Below are 24,914 nucleotides of genomic sequence, written 5' to 3'. Positions count from 1 at the left end.
CCTCATTGGCAAAGGCAAGCAGACGGAACTTTCTGTTCTGCTTGGACAGGTCCTCCAAAACCCGGGTCGTCAATGCCGATCAACTCAACAGCCTCATCGAGATCCAGAATCGCGAATGGGCGATTGTGTTGTTGACTCTTATTCCTCTGCTAATGTTCATCGCGCTCTGGCTTGCAGGCCGGATGGCGGGCATCTGGGTTCTCCTTGCTGCAGCTGTCTGGATTGCTTTTAACCATTACATCCATCGCAGGTTGCGAGCCCAGGCCGGAGCCATTCTCTCCACCCCGCTGTCTCACGATGAGCTTGTTTTTCCAAACGTGCCGATCGACCTAATAGCTGCCGGGTTAGCAAGATCGGTTCCGCCGTATTTGCGTAATTTCTGCCTGATTATGTCGATATTGTTCGCTGGAAGCAGTGCAGTCACCCTGGTCGATGGCATGGCTCATCTAACTCTTGGTGCGCAGGAGATGAACCCGATCGTCAGCGCTTGTGGATTGGCGATCTTTGGCCTGCTGTCCCATCTTTTTTGTCGTGCCCGAAAGCTACGCCTTTGACCTTCACCATCGCCATTGACGGCCCCGCGGGCGCAGGCAAAGGCACCCTTGCCCGCCGGGTCGCCGACCACTACCGGCTGAACCTGCTCGACACCGGCCTCACCTATCGCGCTGTGGCCCATGCGCTGCTTCGGCTCGGTCTGCCGCTTGACAATGTCTCAGCCGCCGAGACCGCTGCCCGCCAGGTCGACCTGGCCAAGCTCGACCGGTCGGTGCTGTCGGCGCATGCGGTCGGCGAGGCGGCTTCGAAAGTGGCGGTGTTCCCTTCGGTGCGGCGCATACTGGTCGAAAAGCAGCGCGAATTCGCCAAGGCGCCGCCGGGCGCCGTGCTCGACGGCCGCGACATCGGCACCGTCGTCTGTCCCGACGCCGACATCAAGCTCTATGTGACGGCCAGCGCCGAAGTGCGGGCAGAGCGGCGGCTGGCCGAGATCGAGAGCATCGGCGGCACCGCCGATTTCAACGAAATCCTCGCCGATATCCTGCGCCGCGACGAGCGCGACATGGGTCGCGCCGACTCGCCGCTGAAGCCTGCCGCCGACGCGCACTTGCTCGACACCTCGGAAATGGCTATAGAAGCCGCGTTCCTGGCGGCCAAGGCGATCATCGACGATGTTCTGGCCAAGAGAAACAAAGCCTGAGCTGGGTTTTCCTTCCGCTGCCGATTGCCGGCGGCGAAAAGATATCCATATCGGGCACGAACCAGCCTGCCAGCATTTTTCATGCGCCGGAATTGCCGCTTAGGCGGCCAAGGGCTTTTCTGAAGCCCGGAACGCCGGCAGGCCAACCGCAACGCTAACCCACGGCGCCCGTCCCGCTTGAGATGCGGGGCATTCCAGGAGAAACTATGTCAGTTGCAAACCCTACTCGCGATGATTTCGCGAGCCTGCTCGAAGAATCATTTTCCGCCGGCCATTCCGGCGAAGGCCAAGTCGTCAAGGGCACGATCACCGCGATCGAAAAGGACATGGCTATCATCGACGTCGGCCTCAAGGTCGAAGGCCGCGTGCCGCTGAAGGAATTCGGCGTCAAGGGCAAGGACTCGACGCTCAAGGTCGGGGACACGGTCGAGGTCTATGTCGAGCGCATCGAGAACGCGCTTGGCGAAGCGATGCTTTCCCGTGAAAAGGCCCGCCGCGAAGAGAGCTGGGTCCGTCTCGAAGAGAAGTTCACCAAGGGTGAGCGCGTCGAAGGGGTCATCTTTAACCAAGTCAAGGGCGGCTTCACCGTCGATCTCGACGGCGCCGTGGCCTTCCTGCCGCGCAGCCAGGTCGACATCCGCCCGATTCGCGACGTCTCGCCGCTGATGCACAATCCGCAGCCTTTCGAGATCCTCAAGATGGATCGCCGCCGCGGCAACATCGTGGTGTCGCGCCGTACCGTGCTCGAGGAAAGCCGCGCCGAACAGCGTTCGGAAATCGTGCAGAACCTCGAAGAAGGCCAGGTGGTCGAAGGCGTCGTCAAGAACATCACCGATTATGGTGCGTTCGTCGACCTCGGCGGCATCGACGGCCTGCTGCATGTCACCGACATGGCATGGCGCCGCGTCAACCATCCGACCGAAATCCTCAACATCGGCCAGACGGTCAAGGTGCAGATCATCCGCATCAACCAGGAAACCCACCGCATCTCGCTCGGCATGAAGCAGCTCGAGAGCGATCCGTGGTCCGAGATCGGAACGAAATTCCCGATAGGCAAGAAGATCAAGGGCACCGTCACCAACATCACCGACTACGGCGCATTCGTCGAGCTGGAGCCGGGCATCGAGGGCCTCATCCACGTTTCGGAAATGTCGTGGACGAAGAAGAACGTCCATCCCGGCAAGATCCTGTCGACGACGCAGGAAGTCGATGTGGTGGTGCTCGAGGTCGATCCGGCCAAGCGCCGCATTTCACTCGGCCTCAAGCAGACGCTCGAGAACCCGTGGCAGGCTTTCGCCAGCAGCCATCCGGTCGGCAGCCAGGTCGAGGGCGAGGTCAAGAACAAGACCGAATTCGGCCTGTTCATCGGCCTCGAAGGCGATGTCGACGGCATGGTCCATCTTTCCGACCTCGACTGGACCCGTCCGGGCGAGCAGGTGATCGAGGAGTACAATCGCGGCGACATCGTCAAGGCGCAGGTGCTCGACGTCGACATCGACAAGGAGCGCATCTCGCTCGGCATCAAGCAGCTGGCCAAGGACACGGCCGGCGAGGCGGCGACTTCAGGCGAACTGCGCAAGAACGCGGTCGTCACCTGCGAGGTCACCGGCGTCAAGGATGGCGGTCTGGAAGTGCGGCTCGTCGAGAGCGGCATCGAGACCTTCATCAAACGCTCCGACCTCAGCCGCGACCGCGACGAGCAGCGCCCAGAGCGCTTCACGGTCGGCCAGAAGGTCGACGCCCGCGTCATCGCCTTCGACAAGAAGACCCGCAAGCTGCAGGTCTCGATCAAGGCGCTGGAAATCGCCGAGGAGAAGGAAGCGGTCGCCCAGTACGGCTCGACCGATTCCGGCGCTTCGCTGGGCGACATCCTGGGTGCCGCGCTGAAGAAGCAGGGCAGCTAAAGATTGGTTGCTGCCGCATTTCGGTGCGGCTGTGACGAAAAACCCCGCCGGAGCGATCCGGCGGGGTTTTCTTTGGTCGATGACCTGTTGTGTCAGGCCCTGCCGTAAAGCGGCACCAGCGTGCCGCTCATCGCCAGATTGGCCGGCGAAGCGAGATAGGCAATGGCCTCAGCGGCCGCTTCGAGGCTGACCCATTTGCTGAAATCGGCGGCCGGCATGTCTGCCCTGGTGGCCGGCGTGTCGAGCGTCGAGGGCGCGACCGCGTTGACCAGGATTCCTTTGCCCTTGAGTTCTTCCGCCATCGCCACCGTCATTGCCGCGACCGCCGCCTTGCTGGCGCCGTAGGCGACCATGCCGGAACCGCGCCGAAGGTCGAGCCCGGCGCGCGCCGTGACATTGACGATGCGCCCCGACACTGAAGATTCCAGCATCGAGCGGATCGCCGCGCGGCAGCACAGGAAGGTGGTACGGGCGTTGGTATCCATCATTTCAGCAAAGGACGCGGGCTCGATCTTCTCGACCGGCGCAGCGGTGAAACCGCCGGCCAGATGGATGGATGCCCACAAATCGGTAACGCTGGCATAGAACGCATCGACCTTAGCGGGATCGGCGAGATCGACATTGTGCGCCAACCTGACGCGCTCATGTGCCGGGAAGGGAAAATGCGCGGGCGCGGCAGCATGGGCATTGGGCACATGGCAGACCGCACCCTGCTCCAGCAGTTTGCCGACAACCGCGCCACCGAGCGCTCCTGTGCCGCCGGTCACCACAACATGCCTGCCGTCCAGTGTATCCGTCATCTTCGACCGCTCCAGTCACTCATATGCCGCGCCGCCGCCGAAGGTCGCGCCTTTCGCGAGATCACTCAACCGAAATCTCGATGACACAGTGTCGTTTACGCGCCTCAAGCCGGCGGCCATCCGACGAGGATCGCATCCCCAAGCAGACGCTGCCACAGCACTCAATCGACAGGGATCTCGATAACATACGGCAGTCCGGTCGCCCGCGCGCGCTGGAGTGCGTCCGCCAGATGACCGATGCCGGCAAGCCGCTCGGCGGCAATGCCATAGGCCTCGGCCAGCTTGCAGAAATCAGGCGGCGCCGGCGAGACGCCGACCGGCTCGACGCCGACATCGAGCATCGAGGTTTCGATTTCGCGATAGCCGCGATTGTTCCAGACGACGAAGATCACCGGCGCTGAGGCGTCGAGCGCGGCGCCCAGTTCCGGCAGCGTGAACTGGAAACCACCGTCGCCGGTGAGACAAACGACCGGCGCATCAGGCACGGCAAGGGCCGCACCGATCGCCGCCGGCGGACCATAGCCGAGCGCGCCGAAGCCGGTGGCGGCGTTGAACCAACTGCCCGGTCGATCGTGATCGTAATAGAGGTTGGCGGCATAGACCGGCTGGGTCGAATCGCCGACGATAATCGAGCCCGGCAACGCATCGCGGATCGCCTCGACGGCTCGTGTTTGCGCCTGGAGGCTCGGGCTGATTTCGGCGAAGGCCGCTTGCCTCGTTGCAGCGGCGCGAGCCGGACCGTCGTCCGATGGCGGCTGGCCCTTGCCGATTTCGGCAAGCAGCGCCTTGAGTGCTACGCCGCAATCGGCCTGGATCGAAATCCGGGCCGGCCGGCGGGCAAGCTGGTCGGCGCCGATGTCGATGCGGATCAGATTGGTCGGCAGGACAAAGCCGCCGTCGCTATACCCATCATAGTCGGTCGGGCCGAATTCGGTGCCGGCGGCAATGACCAGATCGGCCTCGGCCATCAGCGCACGCACCGCCTTCAGACTCGGGCTCGCTGGCACGCCAAGCGGATGGCGATGCAGCAGGCCGCGGGCATTGGCCGTCTGGACAACCGGCGCTCCCATCCTTTCGGCGAGACGCTTCAGCGGCGCGTCGGCTCTCTTGGCGCCGCCGCCGGCGAGGATCAGCGGGCGGCGGGCAGCCGCGCAAAGCCTTGCCGCCTCCGCTATCGCCGCCGCATCCGGTTCGGGCGGCGCGACATTGGTCAGCAAAGCTGCGATGCCGTCGGCCGGCTTGACCATGATGTCGGTCGGGATCTCGATATGGACCGGACCGGGGCGCGATGACGAAAACAGGGCGAAGGCGCGGGCAAGCACGCCCGGCAGTTCGTCGGCGTCGGTGACACGGTGCGAGAAGAGCGCCACCTTCTCCATCATGCCACGCTGGTCGGGGAGTTCGTGCAGATGGCCGAGGCCCTTGCCCAGCGTCGGCGTGGCATTGACGCCTGAGATCACCAGCATCGGAACCGAATCGGCGCGGGCCTGGCCCATGGCGGTTATGGTGTTGGTTAGTCCCGGTCCGGTGATGACGAAGGCGACGCCAGGCTTGCCGCTGGCGCGCGCATAACCGTCGGCCATGAAGCCGGCGCCCTGCTCATGACGCGGGGTGACGTGGCGGATTTTCGAGCGCGCCAGCCCGCGATAGAGTTCGACAGTATGCACACCCGGAATGCCGAAGACCGTGTCGACGTCATGGGCTTCGAGCAAAGTGATGAGCGCTTCGCCGACTGTCGTCATTGTCTGAGCACCGGACGTGTGAGGCAAGTCGGTCCGCCCTCGCAGGCAATGCACAGCGCGTCCGCCTCGAAGGTTGAAACCCTGCAGCCGGCGGCCGCCATGGCCGCCGCCGTCTTCGGGAAGCCGGCAACGGCGATCACCTCGCGCGGCGCGGTCGGCAGCACATTGAGGCTGAGACCGTTGGAGGCGAAGAACTCCTCGGCGTCGCCCTCGACCAGGCGAATGCCGCGCGCCCGCAGCATCTGGTAGAAGGCAGCCGGCAAAAGCGGTGCATAGACCAGCGCCAGATCGTCGGCGAGCGGACTGATCACCGACATCAGATGCAGGCAGGCCTCCTCGCCATGCCAGAGCGGCAGGTCGTAACCATAGACCTGGATACCCTTGGGTGTTAGCAGGTTGGCGAGTTGCTGGATGCCATCCTGGTTGGTGCGCACGCCGCGGCCGACGGCCAGCGTCCGAGAATCCACCCAGACGCAGTCGCCGCCCTCGACTTGGCCGGGATGCTCGATGCGGCCGAGGATAGGCACGCCCATGCGCTTGTAGGCCGCCTCGTGCAGGCCGGGCTCAGCCAGGCGCAACGCCTTGCCCATGGCAAGAATGATGGCGCCGTGGTCGGTCATCAGTGAAGGATCGTGTGTGAAGACGGAATCGGCAAGCCCGTCATCGGCGTCGGTCAGCCATTCGATCTCGGCGCCGGATGCCAGAACCAGCGTCGTCAGCGCCTGATGCTGGGCGGAGGCCTTTTGCGGATCGAAGCCAGGACCATAGTGCCATTCCGATGCTTTGGCGCGAGGCATGGCGCTTGCGGCGGACCGCATCAGCACGCGCTGCAGGGGCCCGGCCATGGACTGCGACCCGTATGCTTTACCCACCAAGTGCTCCTGAAACATCCCATTCAGCCAATAGCCACTCAGCGAGCCGCGATCAATGGTCCAAAAAAGCATGGTTGACGGAGGCAAGCGGAACGGTCCATCTTGAGAATGAGAAGTCTGTCCAGTGATGGTAATGGGTAAAAAGTTCCAGCAGCGACGGGTCCAGCCGCTTCGTGAGGCACCCCAAAGGTGATAGCGCAAGGCACGGCCCCCGCCCTGAAGTACACGGCGCAGAACGACGCCGCCGAAGCCATCCATGTCGAGAACCTGCATAAAAGATTCGGCGAACTGCATGTGCTGAAGGGTGTTTCGCTGTCGGCGCGCGACGGCGAAGTCATCGCCATCATCGGTGGCAGCGGCTCGGGCAAGTCGACCCTGCTGCGCTGCATCAATTGCCTGGAGAACCCGACCAGCGGAATCGTCCGCGTCAATGGCGAGGAGATCCGGATGAAGGCCGACAGTCACGGCCACACCGTTCCCGCCGACCGCAAGCAGATCGAGCGCATCCGATCCAAGCTCGGCATGGTCTTTCAGAATTTCAATTTGTGGAGCCACATGACGCTGATCGAGAACGTAATCGAGGTTCCGGTGCATGTTCTCGGCGTCAAGCGCGACGTGGCCATCGCCGAGGCCGAAAAGCTGCTCGCCCGCGTCGGGCTGGCCGAAAAGCGCGATGTCTATCCGGCCTATCTGTCGGGCGGCCAGCAGCAGCGCGCGGCCATCGCCCGGGCGCTGGCCATCAATCCGCGCGTCATGCTGTTCGACGAGCCGACCTCGGCGCTCGACCCGGAACTGATCGGCGAGGTGCTGAAGGTGATCGGCGATCTGGCGCGCGAGGGCCGCACCATGGTGCTGGTGACCCACGAGATGAAGTTCGCCCGCGAAGTCGCGACGCATGTCGTCTACCTCTACAACGGGTTGGTCGAGGAAGAAGGGCCGCCGGAGCAGATCTTCGGTGCGCCCAAATCCGAAAGGCTGAAGCAGTTTCTGCGCAATGTTGGATGACTTGCGAGAAAAGCAGACGGGAACGTCAAACCAAAAAACGGGAGAAATGAAAAAATGAAGCCTTTTCTCAAAACGGCGCTCGCGGCCACGCTGATCGCGTTGTCGGGCGCATTTTCGGCAAGCGCCGAACAGATCAAGGTGGGTTTTTCGCCTGAAGCCTATCCGCCGTTTTACTCGCAGGATGCTTCCGGCAACTGGGGTGGCTGGGAAGTAGACATCGTCAACGCCATCTGCAGCGAAGCCAAGCTGGATTGCGTATTGACGCCAATCCCGTGGGACGGCCTTATCCCGGCGCTTAAAACCAAGAAGATCGACGCGATTATGAATTCGATGTCCATTACCGACGAACGCAAGAAGGAAATCGATTTTTCGGAGAAATACTACAATACGCCGACTGCGGTGATCGGCGCCAAGGATCAGAAATTCGATGCGACGCCAGAGGGGCTGAAAGCCAAGATTATCGGCGTTCAGGCGTCCACGGTGCACGCTGCTTACGCCAAGAAGCACTTCACCGATGCTGCCGAGATCAAAGAATACCAGACGCAGGACGAGGCAAATCAGGATCTCGCCGCCGGCCGGATCGATGCCACTCAGGCCGATTCGATCGCGCTCGACGCATTTTTGAAGTCGGATCAAGGCAAAGCGTGCTGCGACCTCAAAGGTTATGTCGCACCGGACCTTGAAGTGCTCGGGCCTGGCGTCGGCGCCGGCGTACGTCAAGGCGACACCGGGCTCAAGGACAAGCTCAATGCCGCAATCAAGGCCATCCGCGCCAATGGCAAGTATGCCGAAATCACCAAGAAGTACTTCGACTTCGACATCTACGGCGAAGAGTCGCAGTCCAACTGACGGCAGCGGCATCAAGCCGGGCATGCCTAGCCGCCATCGTCGCGATGGCACGTCCGGCTTGATACATCATTGGCGCCTCAACCCGGAAGTCCAGGGGACATAAGCTGAGCGACGTTCTCGCCACCATCTTCGGAGCCAGTTCGCTGGAATTGCTTTCCTTCCAGCCGCCGAACGGCAGGGGTCTCAGCCTTCTGCATGGGTTGGCAAACTCCGTCGGAATTGCTTTCGGCTCCTTTGGAGTCGGTCTCGTGATCGGCGTCGGCGGCGCTTATGGCAAGCTCTATGGCGGGCCGGTGGCCCGTGACCTGCTGGAAGTCTACACCACCGTGGTCCGCGCCGTGCCCGAACTGGTGCTGATCCTGCTGCTTTATTTCGCTGGTACCGACCTCATCAACCAGTTGCTCACCGCGCTCGGCCATGCCGCAATCGATATCAACGGTGTTGTCGCCGGAATAGGCGTGCTCGGGGTCGTGCAGGGCGCCTACTCTACCGAAGTCTTGCGCGGCGCGATTCTCGGCATTCCGCAGGGCCAGATCGAAGCCGCGCGGGCGTATGGAATGCCCCCCGGCCTGCTTCTCAGGCGTATCACGCTACCTGCGATGCTCCCCTTCGCCATCCCAGGGCTGGCAAATCTGTGGCTGATCGCCACCAAGGACACCGCGCTTCTCGCGATCGTCGGCGTCAATGAACTGACGCAAACCACACGGACGGCAGCCGGCGCGACGAAGGCTTATTTCACCTTCTTCATGGCGGCGGGCGCGCTCTATCTCGTTCTGACCCTCGTCTCCAACGTCGTCATCGGGCGTGTTGAGCGCTGGGCGCGACGCGGCATGCCTTCGATCGCGGGAACTCACTGATGGCGGCTGCCGAAACCCCGGTCATTAACGCCGCCGCCCGAGCTTCGCTCTGGATGCGGCCACATCGGATAGCGCTGATCCTGATCGCGCTGCTTATCATATTGGCGTCGATTTTCCTCATGCGCTGGGATTGGCTGCCCGCCTATCTGCCGCTGGCTTTGCAGGGCATATGGCGGACCATATGGCTGCTGGTGGTGACGTCGGCTCTGGGCATCGCGCTCGCTATCCCCCTCGGCCTCGCGCAGGTGATCGGCCCGCCGATTCTGAGCGTTCCGGCCAAGGTGTTCTGCACGGTTATTCGTGGTACGCCGCTGCTGCTCCAGCTCTGGCTGCTTTACTTCGGACTCGGCTCGCTGTTTCCACAATTTCCGTGGATACGCGAGTCGTTCCTCTGGCCCATTCTCAGGCAGGCATGGCCCTATGCGGTTCTTTCGCTGACGATTTCCTATGCTGGCTACGAAGGCGAAGTAATGCGTGGCGCCTTCGCAGGCGTACCGAAAGGTCAACTCGAGGCGGCCCGAGCTTTCGGCATGAGCCGTTGGAAAATGTTCAGGCGAGTATGGCTTCCGCAGGCGATCCACCGGGCGCTGCCGACGCTGGCCGGCGAAACCGTTCTCCAGCTGAAGGCAACACCGCTGGTGGCGACCATAACCATGGTCGACATCTATGCCGTAGCCTCGAGGGTGCGCCAGGATCTGTTCGTCACCTACGAACCCTTGCTGCTTCTGGCGTTGGTCTATATGGCCATCACCGGTATCCTGGTCTTCGGCTTCCGCCGGCTCGAGGCGCGGATTCCGAACCGGCTCGGCTGACATCGAGACAGTTTCACGAATTCAGGACTTACGAAATGCAACTCAGTCTCGACCAGGCGACAGGGCTGTGCCGGATGGCGGCGCTCGGCGCCGGCGCCAATGAAGAAGCGGCGCAGTCGCTTGCAGCCTCCATCGTAGCGGCCGAGGCGGAAGGGCTGTCGACGGTCGGGTTGTCGCATTTCATCGACTATCTCGAAGCGCTGGAGGCCGGCCGCATCGACGGCAAGGCCGAGCCGGTCATCACTAGGCCGGCCTTGGCGGTCTATCTCTCTGACGCGAGAGGCGGTCTGGCGCATACCGGCTTCGACCGCACCATCGACGATCTCGCCAAGGCGGCGCGCCTGTTCGGCGTCGCTATCTTTTCGCAGAAGAACGCCTATACATGCGGCGCGCTCGGTTATTTCACCGGGCGGCTGGCCGCGCAGGGGCTGGTGTCCTTTGCCGCGACCAACGGACCGGCCGTGCTTGCCGGCTCGGGCTCGGTCAAGCCGGTCTATTGCACCAACCCGATGTCCTTCGCCGCGCCCGCGGCCGACGAAACGCCGCTGGTCATCGACCAATCGTCGAGCGCCACTGCCTTCGTCAACATCCGCAAGGCGGCCGAGGACGGCAGAAAAATTCCAGAAGGCTGGGCACTGGACGCGAGCGGCAACCCGACCACTGATCCCGCCGCCGCCATGAAAGGCGCGATGCTGGCCTTCGGCGGCCAGCGCGGCGCCAACATCGCGCTGATGGTCGAAGTGCTGGCGGCTGGCCTGTCGGGCGCCAACTGGTCGCTCGATGCGCCATGGTTCAGCGGCGGACCGGACAGTCCCGGAACCGGCCTCTTCGTGCTGGCCGTCGAGCCTAAGCTGCTCGATCCGGATTTCGAGAAACGCATGAAGGACCAGCTCGAACGGTTGCGCCGCCGCTACGGAGTGCATGTGCCCGGCCGTGCCCGGGCCGAAGCGGCGGAGAAGGCGGCAGCACGGGGCATTACGGCTCCGAAAGCCGTGGTGCAGCGCATCTCCGAATTCGCCGCCCGGTATTCTTCCTAAAAAGTTTGTCTGCGATTTTTTCGCCGCCGTTGAACCTTTTTGCGCGGTGCCGCGACCAATGCCTGTCCGGGGTGGGGTTTGCCCGGGCGGTGACATCCGGTCGAATGTCCAGGGCTGGGGCGGGCGTCTCACGCCGTCCTGATACCGTCTCAGGTCAGGCCGCCTCGTCGGACCCTGACTCCGACCTTGGAAGTCACCCCGAAAACCCCGCTTCGGCGGGGTTTTCTGCGTTCTCTCGCATCTGGTCAGTTAACACGCCTTTTCAACTTTTGTTCATTTGACTTTGACTGAGGTGGTCGGGTGTTTGCGCGAAGCAGCAAAAGAGGAGCCCCAATGTCCGCAAGCACCGACAACTCCAGAAGAAGCCTTTTCGTCCCAGCCCTTGGCAGCCTTTATGCGGCGCTGCACACCACCTCTGAAACCATCCTGCGTGCCGTAGCCGGCATCTTCCTCACCATTCATGGTTCGCAGAAGATCACCGATCCGTTTGGCGCCGCCGAGATGGTCGAGGGCCTCGGCTTCTATCCGGGCGCATTTTGGTCCCTGCTCTTGGCATGCACCGAGTTCTTCGGAGGCATTTTCATCGCCATAGGTCTCTTGACCCGACCGGCCGCCTTCGCCGGAATGTTCGTGCTTCTGGTCACCGTCTGGTTCCATTGGGTCACTATGGGCGAGGGCTTTTCGGGCGCCGAAAAATCGCTGCTGTGGGCGGCGATCCTGTTCTTCTTCGTCATTCGCGGCGGCAACCGCCAATCGGTCGACGCACGCATCGGCAGGGCGTTCTGACGCGGTCGAAACAAGGTCTCCGGCGACTTATCGTCGCCCTTTGCCTTTGGCGCGAAACGGATTAAGAAACGGCTTCAGTCAAGCACCAGTAAATCTGGAAACTGCGCCGGAGCCAGCAATGACCGAAATCCTGCAGACCCCAAAGCTCGTCGTCGTGTTCGGCGGTTCCGGCTTTGTCGGCCGTCACGTCGTGCGGGCGCTGGCCAGGCGCGGCTACCGCATAAGGGTCGCCTGCCGCCGGCCCGATCTCGCCGGCCATCTGCAGCCGCTCGGCAATGTCGGCCAGATCCAGCCGGTGCAGGCCAATGTTCGAGTGCGCTGGTCGGTCGACCGCGCCGTGCAAGACGCCGATCATGTCGTCAATCTGGTGGCCATCCTGCATGAGAGCGGCCGGCAGAAATTCACCTCCGTCCACGAATTCGGCGCACGCGCCGTCGCCGAAGCGGCGCGCGCCGTCGGCGCTGGCCTCACCCATATCTCGGCTCTGGGCGCCGATCTGAACGCGCAATCGGACTACGCGCGCACCAAGGCGCTCGGCGAAAAAGCGGTCCTGGAAACGATCAGCGATGCCGTCATCTTGCGGCCGTCGATCAATTTCGGGCCGGAGGACAGTTTCTTCAACCGGTTCGCCAATATGGCGCGCTATTCGCCGGTCCTGCCGCTGATCGGCGGTGGGCAGACCAAATTCCAGCCGGTCTATGTCGGCGATGTCGCCGAAGCGGTGGCGCGCTCGGTCGACGGCAAAGTCCAGGGCGGCCGGATCTATGAGCTTGGCGGGCCGCAGGTGCTCACCTTCAAGCAATGCATGCAGGAAATGCTTGCCATGATCGACCGCAAGCGACTTCTGGTGTCGGTGCCTTGGTGGGTGGCGAACATGCAGGCATCGATTCTCGGGCTTTTGCCCAATCCACTGCTGACCAAGGATCAGATCCTGCAATTGCGCGAGCACAACGTCGTGTCGGAAGCGGCCACCAGGGAAAACAGGACGCTCGCCGGTCTCGATATCCAGCCGCAGTCGATCGGCAGCATCCTGCCCAGCTATCTCTGGCGTTACCGGGCCGCGGGCCAGTTCCAGCGCAAGACGGCGGCCTAGCCAATCAGGCGCTCACTAAAGGCGCCGCGTGACCTGCATCGGCAGGCCGCCCTGCGGTTGCGTCGTCAGTTTCTGCACCGGCCACGGCTTAGTCTCGGCGGTGGTGTCGAAGCGGAAACGCGACAGCATGATCGCCAGAGCGATGATCGCCTCCTGCATGGCAAAGCTGGCGCCGATGCAGACGCGAGGACCGGCGCCGAACGGTAAATACTGGAAGCGGTCGATCTTCTCGCGATTTCCCGGATGGAAGCGTTCGGGCATGAACGCGTCGGGCCGCTCCCACAGCTTGCGATGGCGATGAACAACCCACGGCATGACCAGCACCGCGGCGCGCCTCGGTATATAGAGGCCGTTCCAGGTTTCGGGTTCGATCGGCTCGCGGTTGATCGACGGCGCCGGCGGATAGAGCCTGAGCGCTTCGTCGAAGGCGGCGCGGGTGAACGGCATGGCGTCGAGCCACTTTGTCGGATCGGACTCGCGCGCCAGCACCGCGTCGATCTCGCGCTCGATCTTTTCGCGCTCCCAAGGCGCTTCGGCCAAGCAATAGAGCGTCCACCCAAGTGCACGCGCCGTGGTCTCATGGCCGGCACCGATGAAGGTGATGATGTTGTCCTCGACCTCGGCGCGCGTCAGCCCGTCCGGTCCCTCCGCCTTGAGCAAAAGCGTGAGAAAATCCTGCGGCACCTTGTCCGGATCGCGCTTGACCCGCTCTTCGCGCATCTTGACGGTGTCGGTGACGATCTTGCGGAAATAGGCCATGGTCTTGCGGCCGCGGATGCGGGTCAGGCGCGGCAGCCAATCGGGCGCCCGCAACAGATCGAGCGGATCAACGCGGCCCATGGTCTCGAACAGCCGGTCGATCTCCTTGGCGAAGCTGCCCGGCTCACCTGATATCTCACCGGAAAAGAGCGTCTCGGCCAGGATGTCAAAGGTAAGCAGCGTCATGTCATGGGCGATGTCCGACGTGCCGCCGCCCTCATAGCGCGTGACGAACTCCCGTGTGCGCCTCAGCATCGGCTCGGCAAAACCGAAGATGTGCCGCGGCGTGAACACCGGCGCCATCGCCTTGCGCGAGCGCCTCCATACCTCGCCCTCAGCGGTCAGCAGGCCGTCGCGCAGGATCGGCCGCAGGATCATCTGACGCACCGTCGCCATCTTGTAGTTTTTCGCATTGTCGACCAGCACGTGGCGAATGAGGCCGGGGTCATTGGCGATGACCAGCGGCCCGCCGATGCCGGTCACCGAAATCCAGGGTTCGTTGTAGGTCGGCTCGCCCCACAGTTCGAGCGGATTGCGATAGACGATGCGGATCATCTCCAGCGTCGAAGGCGGCGAGGTACGCGGCTTCGGTGCCGGCGGGACGAATGGGGCGGGCTGACTGTCCATGGCGTGCTCCGCTGGTCACCTCAATGTAGTGGCTGGCAAGGCAAGCGTCCATGTCGCCGGCCTCTCCGGAATGTAACCGGGGCACTGGAAAGTACCTGATTGCCGGAACAGGGCGGCCTACTCTTGTTGCCGCCGCTCTGTTCCAAAACCGATCCACTTTTTGGGTCCGATGCCATGGCCGGCCGAGCGTGCTCTTCTTCCATTCGGAAATGCTTGCAAACCTTGGAAAAACCGCCTTTTGCACTTATATCTAGGACATCAAAGACGCGCGATTCGGAGCCGATTTCTGCGCTGGATGTGCGGCATCAATCAGACAGGTTTTCATGAGCGATCAGATCGACAACGCCAACGGCGCTGAGGCCGAGTACGGCGCCGATTCCATCAAGGTTTTGAAGGGGTTGGATGCCGTCCGCAAGCGGCCTGGCATGTATATCGGCGATACCGACGACGGGTCGGGCCTGCATCACATGGTCTACGAGGTCGTCGACAACGCCATCGATGAAGCGCTGGCCGGCCATGCCGACCTTGTCACGGTAACGCTCAACCCCGATGGTTCGGTGACGGTGATCGACAATGGCCGCGGCATTCCGACCGATATCCACACCGGCGAAGGCATTTCGGCGGCCGAAGTGATCATGACGCAGCTGCATGCCGGCGGCAAGTTCGACCAGAACTCCTATAAGGTGTCCGGCGGTCTGCACGGCGTCGGCGTCTCGGTAGTCAACGCGCTGTCGGGCTGGCTGAAGCTGAAGATCCGCCGCAACGGCCAGATCTACGAGATGAGCTTCACGCACGGCAATGCCGACGCGCCGCTGAGGGTCACCGGCACCTACGAACAGCGCAAGGTTGCCGGCACTTATGAGGGGCGCAGCGGCAGCGAGATCACCTTTTTCCCGTCAGCCGAGACGTTCACCATGGTCGAGTTCGACTTCGGCACGCTGGAGCACCGGCTGCGCGAACTCGCCTTCCTGAATTCTGGCGTGCGCATCGTTCTGACCGATGCCCGCCATGCCGACGTCGTGCGCCATGAGCTGCACTATGATGGCGGGCTGGAGGAGTTCGTCAAATATCTCGACCGCGTCAAGAAACCGCTGATCGACAAGCCGATTGCGATCAAAGCCGAGCGTGACGGCATCACCGTCGAGGTCGCTATGTGGTGGAACGACAGCTACCACGAGAACGTGCTGGCCTTCACCAACAACATTCCGCAACGCGACGGCGGCACGCATCTTGCCGGCTTTCGCGGCGCGCTGACGCGCCAGATAACCGGCTACGGCGAATCCTCGGGCCTCACCAAGAAGGAGAAGGTGGCGCTGATCGGCGACGATTGCCGCGAAGGGCTGACGGCCGTGCTGTCGGTCAAGGTTCCCGACCCGAAATTCTCCTCGCAGACCAAGGACAAGCTGGTCTCGTCCGAAGTCCGTCCGGTGGTGGAAGGGCTCGTCAACGAAGCTCTCGGCACCTGGCTCGAAGAGCACCCGACCGAGGGCAAGGTGGTCATCGAGAAGGTCATCCAGGCGGCAGCGGCGCGCGAAGCCGCGCGCAAGGCGCGCGACATCACCCGCAAGAGCTCGCTCGGCGTCACCTCGCTGCCCGGCAAGCTGGCCGACTGCCAGGAACGCGACCCGGCGAAGTCCGAAATCTTCATCGTCGAGGGCGACAGCGCCGGCGGCTCGGCCAAGGGCGGCCGTTCGCGTCAGAACCAGGCCATTCTTCCCCTGCGCGGCAAGATCCTCAATGTCGAGCGGGCTCGCTTCGATCGCATGCTAGGCTCCGACATGATCGGTACGCTGATCACCGCGCTCGGCACTTCGATCGGCAAGGACGAGTTCAACGCCGACAAATTGCGCTATCACAAGATCATCCTGATGACCGACGCCGACGTCGACGGCGCCCACATCCGCACCTTGCTGCTGACCTTCTTCTTTCGGCAGATGCCCGAGCTGATCGAGCGCGGCCATCTCTATATCGCCCAGCCGCCGCTCTACAAGGTGACGCGCGGCAAGAGCTCGCAATACCTCAAGGACGAAAGCGCCTTCGAGGAATTTCTGATCGGCTCGGGGCTGGAGGAGGCGTCGCTTGCGCTCAGCACCGGCGAGGTGCGGGCCGGACAGGACCTGCGCAGCGCCATCGACGATGCGCTGGCGGTGCGCCAGCTGATCAACGGGCTGCACACGCGCTACAACAGAGGCGTGGTCGAGCAGGCCGCGATTGCCGGCGCGCTCAACCCGGACGTTTTCGCCGATCTCGGCCGGGCCAACGCCATGGCCGATCGCGTCGCCCGGCGTCTCGACATCATCGCCGAGGACACCGAACGCGGCTGGACGGGCCGCATGTCGACCTCAAACGAAGGGATCGGCGGCTATGTGTTCGAGCGCACGGTGCGCAGCGTCAAGGAATTCGCGCATCTCGATCTCGCGTTGATCAACTCGGCCGACGCTCGCCAGATCGACCGCTATGCGCCTCGCCTCGCAGAAGTCTATGGCGAGCCGCCGGTGCTGCGCCGCAAGGATGTGTCGGAAACCATCTCGGGACCGCTGGCGCTGCTCAACGCCGTGTTTGCCACCGGCCGCAAGGGCTTGACCATGCAGCGCTACAAGGGCCTCGGCGAAATGAACGCCGAGCAGCTCTGGGAAACCACGCTCGACCCGAATGTGCGCTCGCTTTTGCAGGTCAAGGTCAATGACGCGACGGACGCCGACTCGCTGTTTTCGCGGCTGATGGGCGACGAGGTCGAGCCCAGGCGTGAGTTCATCCAGGAAAACGCGCTGTCCGTCGCCAATCTGGATATTTAAAGCCCAGGCCGGACGCTCAATTTCGAGCGCTCGAGACATCGTTGGTGGACCTAGGCCTGCCAATGATGTCTGCTGCATCGCAACAAAGGTTCACTGAGGGCCCGGTCGGAACGGAAAGGCTTCCAAGGCATTGTGATTGATCACAATCGCCGCAGGAGGCACTCATGGGACGTGGCATTTTGCTCTGGCTTCTCGGAGTCCCGATTCCGATCATTATTCTTATCATGCTTTTCGCACGGTAGGGGGCTGACATGCAGTCAACCCTATCGGCTGTCGACGTTTCCGCACCGACGGAATCCTCTTCCACCGCTGTCAGCTGGGGGCCGATCGTGGCCGGCGCCTTTGCTGCCTCGGGGCTAACACTGATCCTGATGTTGCTCGGCTCCGGGCTCGGGCTAACCATGGTTTCGCCGTGGTCCGGCTTGAGCACATCGGTCACAACTTTCGCGGCCTCCACCGCCGCGTGGCTGATCATCGTGCAGTGGCTGTCGTCGGCTGCCGGCGGTTATCTTGCCGGGCGCCTGCGCACCAAATGGGTCGGCGTCCACACCGATGAAGTCTTTTTCCGCGATACCGCCCACGGCTTCCTCGCCTGGGCGCTTGCAACGTTGCTCGTCGCCGGCGTACTCGGCTCGGCGCTTTCCGCAGCTGTCGGAACCGGCGTCCAGGCCGCTTCGACAGTCGCGTCGGGCGCGGCAATGGGCGCTTCGGCAGGTGCCACTGCAAACGCCGGAGGCGCCGCGACCGACAACGCAACGTCGTACTTCGTCGATGCATTGTTCCGCCCGGCCGATGCGGCCAGGCTTGCTGCCGCCAACCCAGAGAGCGATGCGGCGGCGACGGCGCAGGCTTCGCGCATTTTGATCGCGAGCGCAGCAGCAGGAGAAGTGTCTGCCGACGACAAGACCTATCTGTCGCAGCTGGTGGCTGCCCGAGCCGGGCTGTCGGAACCGGATGCCAGGGCTCGTGTCGATGCCGTGCTTGCCAGGGTCGAAGAGGCGAAGGTTCAGGCTCAGCAGGCTGCCGATACCGCCAGGAAAGCCGGTGCCACCTTCGCGCTGCTTGGCGCACTGTCGCTGGTTGTCGGCGCTTTCATCGCAAGCGCCGCGGCAGCCCTTGGCGGCAGGCAGCGCGACGACGAGGAGGCGGTCTTCCTGACCAACCGCTGATCAGTGCTTGACGGTTTCTTCTATGCAGGGACACTGCCCCTGCATAGACATGCTGTTTCGATGGGGTGATTGCCAGCGCCGGTTCACCGAAACGAGCGCCGGCTCTTACTTTCCGGCAAAAACCGTGGACACCGCCTGGCTTGGCTCCAGTTTGCGGCCGAGATCGACGGCGTCGCGCAGCACCTCGAGATGCGAGCGCGGCGGCGTTCCGGCCGCTGCGGCGACCTCGACGCCGGTCGCCTTCAGCGACCAATAGAGCCTGTGGGTGAAGATGCGGCCAAGCGAACTGCGCAGCTCGACCTGAATGTTCTCCACGCCGGGGCCGAAATTTTCCGCCATCGGTCCGGAGATCGGGTCGCCCGTCAGCCAGCCATTGCCCCTGTCGAAGATGTTGGTCCAGCGCGTCGCGGCAAATACAGCGCCATGATGCACCGCCCGCTGCGGCCTGCCCGAACGGCTGCGCCCTTCCTGATAGAGGACGGTTCCACCGGCCGCCGTATCGGCGATTGGCGGACACGCCGAGAACAGCCGCTCAGCGATGCCGCGCCTGAATTCGGCGAGATTGTAGGTCACCAGAAATTCGCTGTGGGTCAGCGGGCTGCCGAGCGTGACGAAATCGCTGATCTTCCACGGCAATGGATGATCGTCGTCCCTGGCGCGGAGCTGGCGATAGAGTTCCCATTGATCTCGCCGGAATCCGGAGAGGTCATCCAAGCTGTCGGGCCACGCAGAACCATCGGCGTTGAGCGTAGCGCTGTCGACGGCGCGGATCGCTTTCAGTCTCGCCTTGTCGCGGACCGCTTCCAGCTTTCGCGGCCTGAAATCAGCCCACAATATCTGCAGCAGATCATAGGCGATGATTGATCCCAGGCTGTGTGAGACCAGCACGATGCGGTCGTATGTATCGTCCATCATGAGACGCCTCAGCAGCGTCAGGCCACGGTCGCGGACAAGCGCGCGCTTCTCGACCGTTGCCGCTTCAGCACGGACATAGGCGGCCACATCACCGAAATAAGGAAGACCGAACCGGTCCACCGACCAGACGACGAACGAGGCCAGGATCGTGACGAGCATGCCCGTGGTCCAGGAAATATACCCTTGCAAGGCCGAGGTCGCGAGCACGAGCGCCGCGCCCAATACTGTTATGACGGCCAGAAGCGTAACGACATAGAGCCCGCGGGCGTCGCGCGGGATGTCGGCGGGCTTGCGCCAGAGCAGATTTGTCACCCAGGCCGCAAGCCGGCCCCGCGTCGTGCCTTGCGTGATGTCGGCCCAGTAAAGCTCGTAGAAATCAGTGCGGCGGCCATCGACATCGTAGGGGGTGGTGATCCGGCGAAGCTCGTGCGAGTTCGTGCGGCTGTCAGGCGTGATCCAGCTCTGGTTGATCTTCGAGCCGGCGGGACCGCCCGAATCGGCGACACGGGCGTAAAACGGCACGCGAGCAGGGTCGTGACTCCAAACAGCCTGAACAAATTCCCTCAGCGTGCCCATGGGTCGCTGTTCGCCCATGCCATGCACGATCACCACAGCCTGGCTGAGCTTGCGCGGCGCCTTTCCCGAGGCCGGCGGGCTGGTCTTGGTCGGCGACGCAACAGGATGAGGGTCGGACACCAGTGCCTCCGTTTGCTGACAAAGCCCGGAACAGAATTCGTTCATCGTAGCGCTGAAACCGGCATGGGAGCAAAGGCGCTGCAGGCCGGACGTTCAAGTCAAGAAAAACCCGGCGCGGAGCCGGGCTTTTTTCCGAGCAATTAGCGGTGCACTGGACCGCGAATCCGGATCAATGATCCATGGCCTTGACGATCTCCTCGGTCATCTTCTTGGCATCGCCGAGCAGCATCATGGTGCCGTCCTTGTAGAACAGCGTGTTGTCGATGCCGGCATAGCCGGAGCCGAGCGAGCGCTTGACGAACAGGCAGGTGCGGGCCTTGTCGACGTCGAGGATCGGCATGCCGAATATAGGGGAGCTCTTGTCATCCCGGGCGGACGGGTTGGTGACGTCGTTGGCGCCGATGACATAGGCGACATCGGCCTGCGCGAATTCAGAGTTGATATCCTCGAGTTCGAACACTTCGTCGTACGGCACATTGGCTTCGGCAAGGAGGACGTTCATGTGGCCGGGCATGCGGCCGGCGACCGGATGAATGGCGTACTTCACGTCGACACCATTGGCCTTGAGCTTGTCGGCCATCTCGCGCAGCGCATGCTGCGCCTGGGCGACCGCCATGCCGTAGCCCGGCACGATGATCACCTTCTGCGCGTTCATCATCAGATAGGCGGCATCATCGGCCGAGCCCTGCTTGACCGTGCGCTCGATGCCGTCGTCGGCAGCGGCGGAAGTCTCGCCGCCGAAGCCGCCGAGGATGACCGAGATGAATGACCGGTTCATGCCCTTGCACATGATGTAGGAGAGGATCGCGCCGGACGAGCCGACCAGCGCGCCGGTGATGATCAGCGCCAGATTGCCGAGCGTGAAGCCGAGGGCCGCAGCCGCCCAGCCCGAATAGGAATTCAGCATCGAGACGACAACCGGCATATCGGCACCGCCGATCGGGATGATGAGCAGGACACCAAGGACAAGCGATGCCGCCACGATCAGCCAGAACACCAGCTTGGACTCGCTGGTGACCAGCAGCACGATCAGCACGATCAGCGCGATGCCGAGGGCGGCGTTGATGAAATGGCGGCCGCCGATCATGATCGGCTTGCCCGTCATGCGACCGTCGAGCTTGAGGAAGGCAATGACCGAGCCGGTGAAGGTGATGGCGCCGATAGCGACGCCGAGGCTCATCTCGATCAGCGCCTGGGCGTGGATGTCGGCAACCGTGCCGATGCCGAAGCTTTCCGGCGCATAGATGGCGGCGGCCGCCACCATGACGGCGGCAAGACCGACGAGCGAATGGAAGGCGGCGACCAGCTGCGGCATCGAGGTCATGGCGATGCGCCGCGCGGTGATCGCGCCGACCGAGCCGCCGATCAAAAGGCCGAGCACGATGAGGCCGAAGCCCCCCGCCGAAGGGGTCGCGAGCGCCAGCGTGGTCGCAATGGCGATGCCCATGCCGATCATGCCGTACATGTTGCCCTGACGGCTCGTGGTCGGGTGCGACAGGCCGCGCAATGCCAGGATGAACAGGATGCCGGAAACCAGATAGAGGAAGGAGGCGAAGTTGGCGTTCATGTCGCTCTACTTGTCCTTCTTCTTGTACATCGCCAGCATGCGCTGGGTGACGAGAAAGCCGCCGAAGATGTTGACCGAGACCAGCATCAGCGCGACGAAACCGAAGCCGGTGGCGATGCCGGACGCCGAGATGCCGACGGCAAGCAGCGCGCCGACGACGATGACCGAAGAAATGGCGTTGGTGACGGCCATCAGCGGCGTGTGCAGCGCCGGTGTGACCGACCAGACCACGTAATAGCCGACGAAGATTGCCAGGACAAAAATGGCAAAGCGGAAGACGAACGGATCGATCGCCCCGCCGGACAGCGCGTGCGCGGCGTCGCCCGCCGCATCGGTGCCGCCTGGAGCTGTGGCCAGATCCTGTACAGCGAGACGGACGGCGGCGGTCGCCTGATCGAGCTGGTCAAGGGCTTTCTGCAAGGTCTGGTCCATCACGCGATCCCTTTCGGCTTGTTAGCGAGCGACTTGGGTGCGGCAAGTTTCCTGGATATGGCAGCTTTCTTCGGCGCGGCCGGTTTTTCTCCAGCAGCGGGCTTCGCAGGCTCGGCCGAGGCGATCATCACCGCCGGCTTGCCGATAAAAGCCGGATGCACAACCTGCCCGCCATCAGTCAGCATCGTCGCCTTGACCAAGTCGTCGTCGCGGTTGATGGCAAGCGTCTTCGTGGTCTTGTCGACCAGTGTCTCGACGAACGCAAAAAGGTTCCTGGCGTAGAGCAGCGAGGCGGAGGCCGCGACGCGGCCCGGTACGTTGAGATGGCCGATGATTTTCACCCCGTTGGCCGTGGTCACCACCTGCCCGGGCACGGCGCCTTCGACATTGCCGCCACGTTCGACCGCGAGATCGACGATCACCGAGCCCGGCTTCATCGAGGCGACCATCTCGGCTGAAACCAGCTTCGGCGCCGGACGGCCGGGGATCAGCGCGGTGGTGATGACGATGTCCTGCTTGGCGATGTGCTCGGCGGTCAGCGCCGCTTGCTTGGCCTGGTATTCCCTAGACATTTCCTTGGCGTAGCCGCCCGCCGTCTCGGCCGCCTTGAACTCCTCATCCTCGACCGCCAGAAACTTTGCGCCAAGCGAGGCGACCTGTTCCTTGGCTGCGGGGCGCACGTCAGTGGCGGTGACGACGGCGCCAAGCCGCCTTGCAGTTGCAATGGCCTGCAGGCCGGCGACGCCGACGCCCATGATGAAGGCTTTCGCCGCCGGCACCGTGCCGGCCGCCGTCATCATCATCGGCAGCGCCCGGTCATATTCGGCAGCCGCGTCGATCACCGCCTGATAGCCGGCGAGGTTCGCCTGGCTGGACAGGACGTCCATCGATTGGGCGCGCGTGATGCGCGGCATGAACTCCATCGAGAAGGCGGTGGCGCCTGCCCTTGCCAGAGCATCGACGGCAGCATCGTTGCCATAGGGATCCATGATGGCGATGACGGCAGTGCCCGGGCGATAGACCTTCAGCTCCGCCTCATCAGGCCGGCGCACCTTCAGCACCACATCGGCCTTGGCGACATCGGCGGCCTTACCGATCACAGCGCCGGCCTTACCGAACTCCTCGTCAGGAATGCGCGATGCCGTGCCGGCGCCGCTTTCGACGATCACGTTGAACCCCAGCCCCGCCAGCCGCTTCACCGTGTCGGGCGAGGCAGCAACGCGCGGCTCGTTCGCATCGAGCTCACGAGGGATGAAAATCGTCTGTCCCACCGCATGATCCTTTCGGCTGGAACCTGTCTGCGCAGGACGCCGGCCGGACTTCCGGCGATGTCACGGGCAAGGGGTTTTGAAGAATTTACCGGAGAATGAAAGCGCCGAGGGCGAGGATCAGAACGAAAAGGACAAATGCCGAGAAGAAGCCGCCCGCAAAGAAGCCGAAAGCCATTGCCAGAAGCACGGCGGCGCAAAACAGCGACCCGTATTTGGCGAGCATGACAAAGCCGGCATAGGTGCGGTCGTGCTCGGCATAGTCCATCTTCGCGCCTAGTTCGACAGGACCGGTCGGCGAGTGATCAGCCATAGGAATACCCCTTCGAAGACATCTTTCAGGCACATAGCGAAAAGCCAGGCCGAGGGCAATGGCGCTATTGCCGCATCGCTGGAGACAACAGCCTCAAAGGAAAGTTGAAGCTGCCCGATACAGAGAGATTGTTCCTGAGGTGACCGTGGCTGCCGCCTTGCACTTCCTTGCGGCTGAAGCTTGTCACATCAACCGGCAAGCTGCGGAAACAGCCCGAGCAGGCCAACGACGATCAGATAGAGCGCGACGATGTAGTTGAGGAGTCGCGGCATCACCAGAATCAGCACGCCGGCAATCAGCGAGATAAGCGGAGTGAGTGCGAGCGTGGAAATGGTCATGTCGTTTCCTTTCGATAGGATTGCCGCCAACGCTATGCGGGTCGACGTCGTTCATGCGCCACCGGCGCGCTTGCCAGAACGCCGAAGCGGCCGGAAAGCTCCATGGCCAGGCTGCAAAGTTGCCGAATGACTTGCCTTGTTTAGGTGCATGTAGTTGTTCCAAAACCACTGCGCTTTCGGGCGACGTACATCAGGCGGCTTCGCGAAAATACTTGGCTGTGGGCAGGATGGTCAGCGGCGCGAGTTCACCGACGTTGGGCATGTCGAACAGCATGCGCTGCTCCATCGGAGTCGAACGGAAGAACGGGAACCGGGAGAGGGACCGCTCGCGGATCGCATTGACGTCGGCACGGTAGAGCACGACCTTGTTGTAGACGCCGGGATAGGCGCGGGCCTCGCTGATCTTCTCGGAATAGTAGATCCGCTTGTAGAAGCCGGCGTGGTCCTCGCGAATGGTCGACAGGCAGTAAGGCGCGTTGAAATGGAAACACGCCATGCCGGCGAGCCGCAATGTTAGGTAGGGAATTTGCGGATAGACGCGTGACCAGTCGGGGTCGGAGGCGAACCGGCTGGGACAGATGAAGCTCAGTCCCTCGGCCAGCATCGGCATGACGATATCGCCGAAAGCCTTGGTGGAAGGCGACATCGGCGTCGCCAGCGTGACGTGATGGATGCGCAGCGTGCTGACGAGTTCCTGGTCGATGTAGACGCCGAAACGAAAGACATTCGGCGCGTCGTCGAGCTCGTCGTGAATGGTATGGTTCTCGTTGTCGGGCACCATATCGTTGGAGCGATACGACTTGTAGCGCAGTCGGTAAATGTCCTCGAGGTCTTCGCCCTTGTCGCAGCGACGGTATTCCGTCCGCTCCAGCATCGCCGAAACATTCCAGGCAAAGCTGGACATAGTGTCGGACGCATCACTCCGGTCCGCACCCGCCGCCTGGCGAGGCGAAATCAACTCAACAACCATAAACTCAATCCCCGGAACTGCCGCCGCTATCAACACTACGGCAGGGTCGTAAGATGTAAAGATGAAAACAAGATAGAGATCGTTTACCAGCTCTTAAGGTTAACGATTGTAAA

The 24,914-nt window shown here is 62.8% G+C and carries 23 protein-coding genes; 12 read left to right on the top strand and 11 right to left on the bottom strand.

Annotated features, from left to right (window positions below; genetic code table 11):
* The first annotated feature begins 41 nt into the window (after positions 1–41).
* From ACWTU7_RS10035 to rpsA, 3 genes are all read left to right on the top strand, one after another.
* Complete coding sequence (locus tag ACWTU7_RS10035; protein ID WP_455839608.1) at positions 42–554, top strand: hypothetical protein; 513 nt, start codon at positions 42–44, stop codon at positions 552–554.
* Positions 551–1,195, top strand: coding sequence for a (d)CMP kinase (gene cmk / locus ACWTU7_RS10030; protein WP_455839609.1), 645 nt, complete (start codon positions 551–553; stop codon positions 1,193–1,195). Before ACWTU7_RS10035 ends, cmk begins: the two co-directional genes overlap by 4 nt.
* A gap of 206 nt (positions 1,196–1,401) precedes the next feature.
* The gene (rpsA, locus tag ACWTU7_RS10025) at positions 1,402–3,099 is read left to right on the top strand and encodes a 30S ribosomal protein S1 (RefSeq protein ID WP_029347639.1); all 1,698 of its coding nucleotides are present in this window, start codon (positions 1,402–1,404) and stop codon (positions 3,097–3,099) included.
* A 92-nt stretch (positions 3,100–3,191) separates the two neighbouring features.
* On the opposite strand, the gene ACWTU7_RS10020 is transcribed toward rpsA, so the two are convergent.
* The 3 genes from ACWTU7_RS10020 to ACWTU7_RS10010 all read right to left on the bottom strand — a co-directional run bounded on the left by ACWTU7_RS10020 (position 3,192) and on the right by ACWTU7_RS10010 (position 6,486).
* Complete coding sequence (locus tag ACWTU7_RS10020) at positions 3,192–3,899, bottom strand: SDR family NAD(P)-dependent oxidoreductase (RefSeq protein ID WP_029347638.1); 708 nt, start codon at positions 3,897–3,899, stop codon at positions 3,192–3,194.
* A gap of 161 nt (positions 3,900–4,060) precedes the next feature.
* Complete coding sequence (locus tag ACWTU7_RS10015) at positions 4,061–5,641, bottom strand: 5-guanidino-2-oxopentanoate decarboxylase (protein ID WP_455839610.1); 1,581 nt, start codon at positions 5,639–5,641, stop codon at positions 4,061–4,063.
* Positions 5,638–6,486 (bottom strand): dimethylarginine dimethylaminohydrolase family protein, encoded by an 849-nt coding sequence (locus ACWTU7_RS10010; RefSeq protein ID WP_455839718.1) that lies wholly within the window; start codon positions 6,484–6,486, stop codon positions 5,638–5,640. The genes ACWTU7_RS10015 and ACWTU7_RS10010 overlap by 4 nt, the downstream gene beginning before the upstream one ends.
* Before the next feature lie 219 nt (positions 6,487–6,705).
* On the opposite strand from ACWTU7_RS10010, the gene ACWTU7_RS10005 reads away from it, so the two are divergent.
* The 7 genes from ACWTU7_RS10005 (at position 6,706) to ACWTU7_RS09975 (ending at position 12,952) form a co-directional block, all read left to right on the top strand.
* Positions 6,706–7,518 (top strand): ABC transporter ATP-binding protein, encoded by an 813-nt coding sequence (locus ACWTU7_RS10005; RefSeq protein ID WP_095517697.1) that lies wholly within the window; start codon positions 6,706–6,708, stop codon positions 7,516–7,518.
* Positions 7,519–7,572: 54 nt separating this feature from the next.
* Positions 7,573–8,367 (top strand): transporter substrate-binding domain-containing protein, encoded by a 795-nt coding sequence (locus tag ACWTU7_RS10000; RefSeq protein ID WP_029347631.1) that lies wholly within the window; start codon positions 7,573–7,575, stop codon positions 8,365–8,367.
* A 191-nt stretch (positions 8,368–8,558) separates the two neighbouring features.
* Entirely contained in the window at positions 8,559–9,224 is a 666-nt protein-coding gene (locus tag ACWTU7_RS09995; RefSeq protein WP_287335773.1) for an ABC transporter permease, read from the top strand.
* Positions 9,224–10,036: an ABC transporter permease gene (locus ACWTU7_RS09990; RefSeq protein WP_455839611.1), complete on the top strand. Its 813-nt coding sequence runs from the start codon at positions 9,224–9,226 to the stop codon at positions 10,034–10,036. Before ACWTU7_RS09995 ends, ACWTU7_RS09990 begins: the two co-directional genes overlap by 1 nt.
* Positions 10,037–10,071: 35 nt before the next feature.
* Positions 10,072–11,073, top strand: a complete 1,002-nt coding sequence (locus ACWTU7_RS09985) for an Ldh family oxidoreductase (protein WP_029347626.1) — start codon at positions 10,072–10,074, stop codon at positions 11,071–11,073.
* A gap of 333 nt (positions 11,074–11,406) precedes the next feature.
* Positions 11,407–11,859, top strand: a complete 453-nt coding sequence (locus tag ACWTU7_RS09980; RefSeq protein WP_029347625.1) for a DoxX family protein — start codon at positions 11,407–11,409, stop codon at positions 11,857–11,859.
* A 118-nt stretch (positions 11,860–11,977) separates the two neighbouring features.
* The gene (locus tag ACWTU7_RS09975; protein ID WP_455839612.1) at positions 11,978–12,952 is read left to right on the top strand and encodes a complex I NDUFA9 subunit family protein; all 975 of its coding nucleotides are present in this window, start codon (positions 11,978–11,980) and stop codon (positions 12,950–12,952) included.
* Positions 12,953–12,967: 15 nt separating this feature from the next.
* Here the strand turns inward: ACWTU7_RS09975 and ACWTU7_RS09970 are convergent, their stop codons facing one another.
* The gene (locus ACWTU7_RS09970; protein WP_095517369.1) at positions 12,968–14,338 is read right to left on the bottom strand and encodes a cytochrome P450; all 1,371 of its coding nucleotides are present in this window, start codon (positions 14,336–14,338) and stop codon (positions 12,968–12,970) included.
* A 323-nt stretch (positions 14,339–14,661) separates the two neighbouring features.
* Here ACWTU7_RS09970 and gyrB point away from each other — a divergent pair, with 323 nt between their 5' ends.
* Together gyrB and ACWTU7_RS09960 are read left to right on the top strand one after the other, a co-directional pair.
* Complete coding sequence (gene gyrB / locus ACWTU7_RS09965; RefSeq protein ID WP_455839613.1) at positions 14,662–17,133, top strand: DNA topoisomerase (ATP-hydrolyzing) subunit B; 2,472 nt, start codon at positions 14,662–14,664, stop codon at positions 17,131–17,133.
* Positions 17,134–17,384: 251 nt separating this feature from the next.
* Positions 17,385–18,302 carry a hypothetical protein gene (locus ACWTU7_RS09960; RefSeq protein ID WP_455839614.1) on the top strand — a complete coding sequence of 306 codons (918 nt, stop codon included), beginning with the start codon at positions 17,385–17,387 and terminating at the stop codon, positions 18,300–18,302.
* Between the two features lie 105 nt (positions 18,303–18,407).
* Here the strand turns inward: ACWTU7_RS09960 and ACWTU7_RS09955 are convergent, their stop codons facing one another.
* The 7 genes from ACWTU7_RS09955 to ACWTU7_RS09925 form a co-directional block, all read right to left on the bottom strand.
* Positions 18,408–19,913 carry a hypothetical protein gene (locus tag ACWTU7_RS09955; protein ID WP_455839615.1) on the bottom strand — a complete coding sequence of 502 codons (1,506 nt, stop codon included), beginning with the start codon at positions 19,911–19,913 and terminating at the stop codon, positions 18,408–18,410.
* A gap of 169 nt (positions 19,914–20,082) precedes the next feature.
* Positions 20,083–21,480 carry an NAD(P)(+) transhydrogenase (Re/Si-specific) subunit beta gene (locus ACWTU7_RS09950; protein ID WP_455839616.1) on the bottom strand — a complete coding sequence of 466 codons (1,398 nt, stop codon included), beginning with the start codon at positions 21,478–21,480 and terminating at the stop codon, positions 20,083–20,085.
* A 6-nt stretch (positions 21,481–21,486) separates the two neighbouring features.
* Positions 21,487–21,912, bottom strand: a complete 426-nt coding sequence (locus tag ACWTU7_RS09945) for an NAD(P) transhydrogenase subunit alpha (protein WP_029347614.1) — start codon at positions 21,910–21,912, stop codon at positions 21,487–21,489.
* Entirely contained in the window at positions 21,912–23,183 is a 1,272-nt protein-coding gene (locus ACWTU7_RS09940; protein WP_455839617.1) for a Re/Si-specific NAD(P)(+) transhydrogenase subunit alpha, read from the bottom strand. The genes ACWTU7_RS09945 and ACWTU7_RS09940 overlap by 1 nt, the downstream gene beginning before the upstream one ends.
* Before the next feature lie 85 nt (positions 23,184–23,268).
* Positions 23,269–23,493, bottom strand: coding sequence for an aa3-type cytochrome c oxidase subunit IV (locus ACWTU7_RS09935; RefSeq protein WP_029347610.1), 225 nt, complete (start codon positions 23,491–23,493; stop codon positions 23,269–23,271).
* Positions 23,494–23,681: 188 nt separating this feature from the next.
* Positions 23,682–23,831 carry a DUF3096 domain-containing protein gene (locus ACWTU7_RS09930; RefSeq protein ID WP_065006071.1) on the bottom strand — a complete coding sequence of 50 codons (150 nt, stop codon included), beginning with the start codon at positions 23,829–23,831 and terminating at the stop codon, positions 23,682–23,684.
* Positions 23,832–24,021: 190 nt separating this feature from the next.
* Complete coding sequence (locus tag ACWTU7_RS09925; RefSeq protein ID WP_455839618.1) at positions 24,022–24,801, bottom strand: N-acyl amino acid synthase FeeM domain-containing protein; 780 nt, start codon at positions 24,799–24,801, stop codon at positions 24,022–24,024.
* Positions 24,802–24,914: the final 113 nt, after the last annotated feature.

The organism is Mesorhizobium sp. BHscii (genome assembly GCF_053848065.1).
This window is presented reverse-complemented; position numbering and strand designations above follow the sequence as displayed.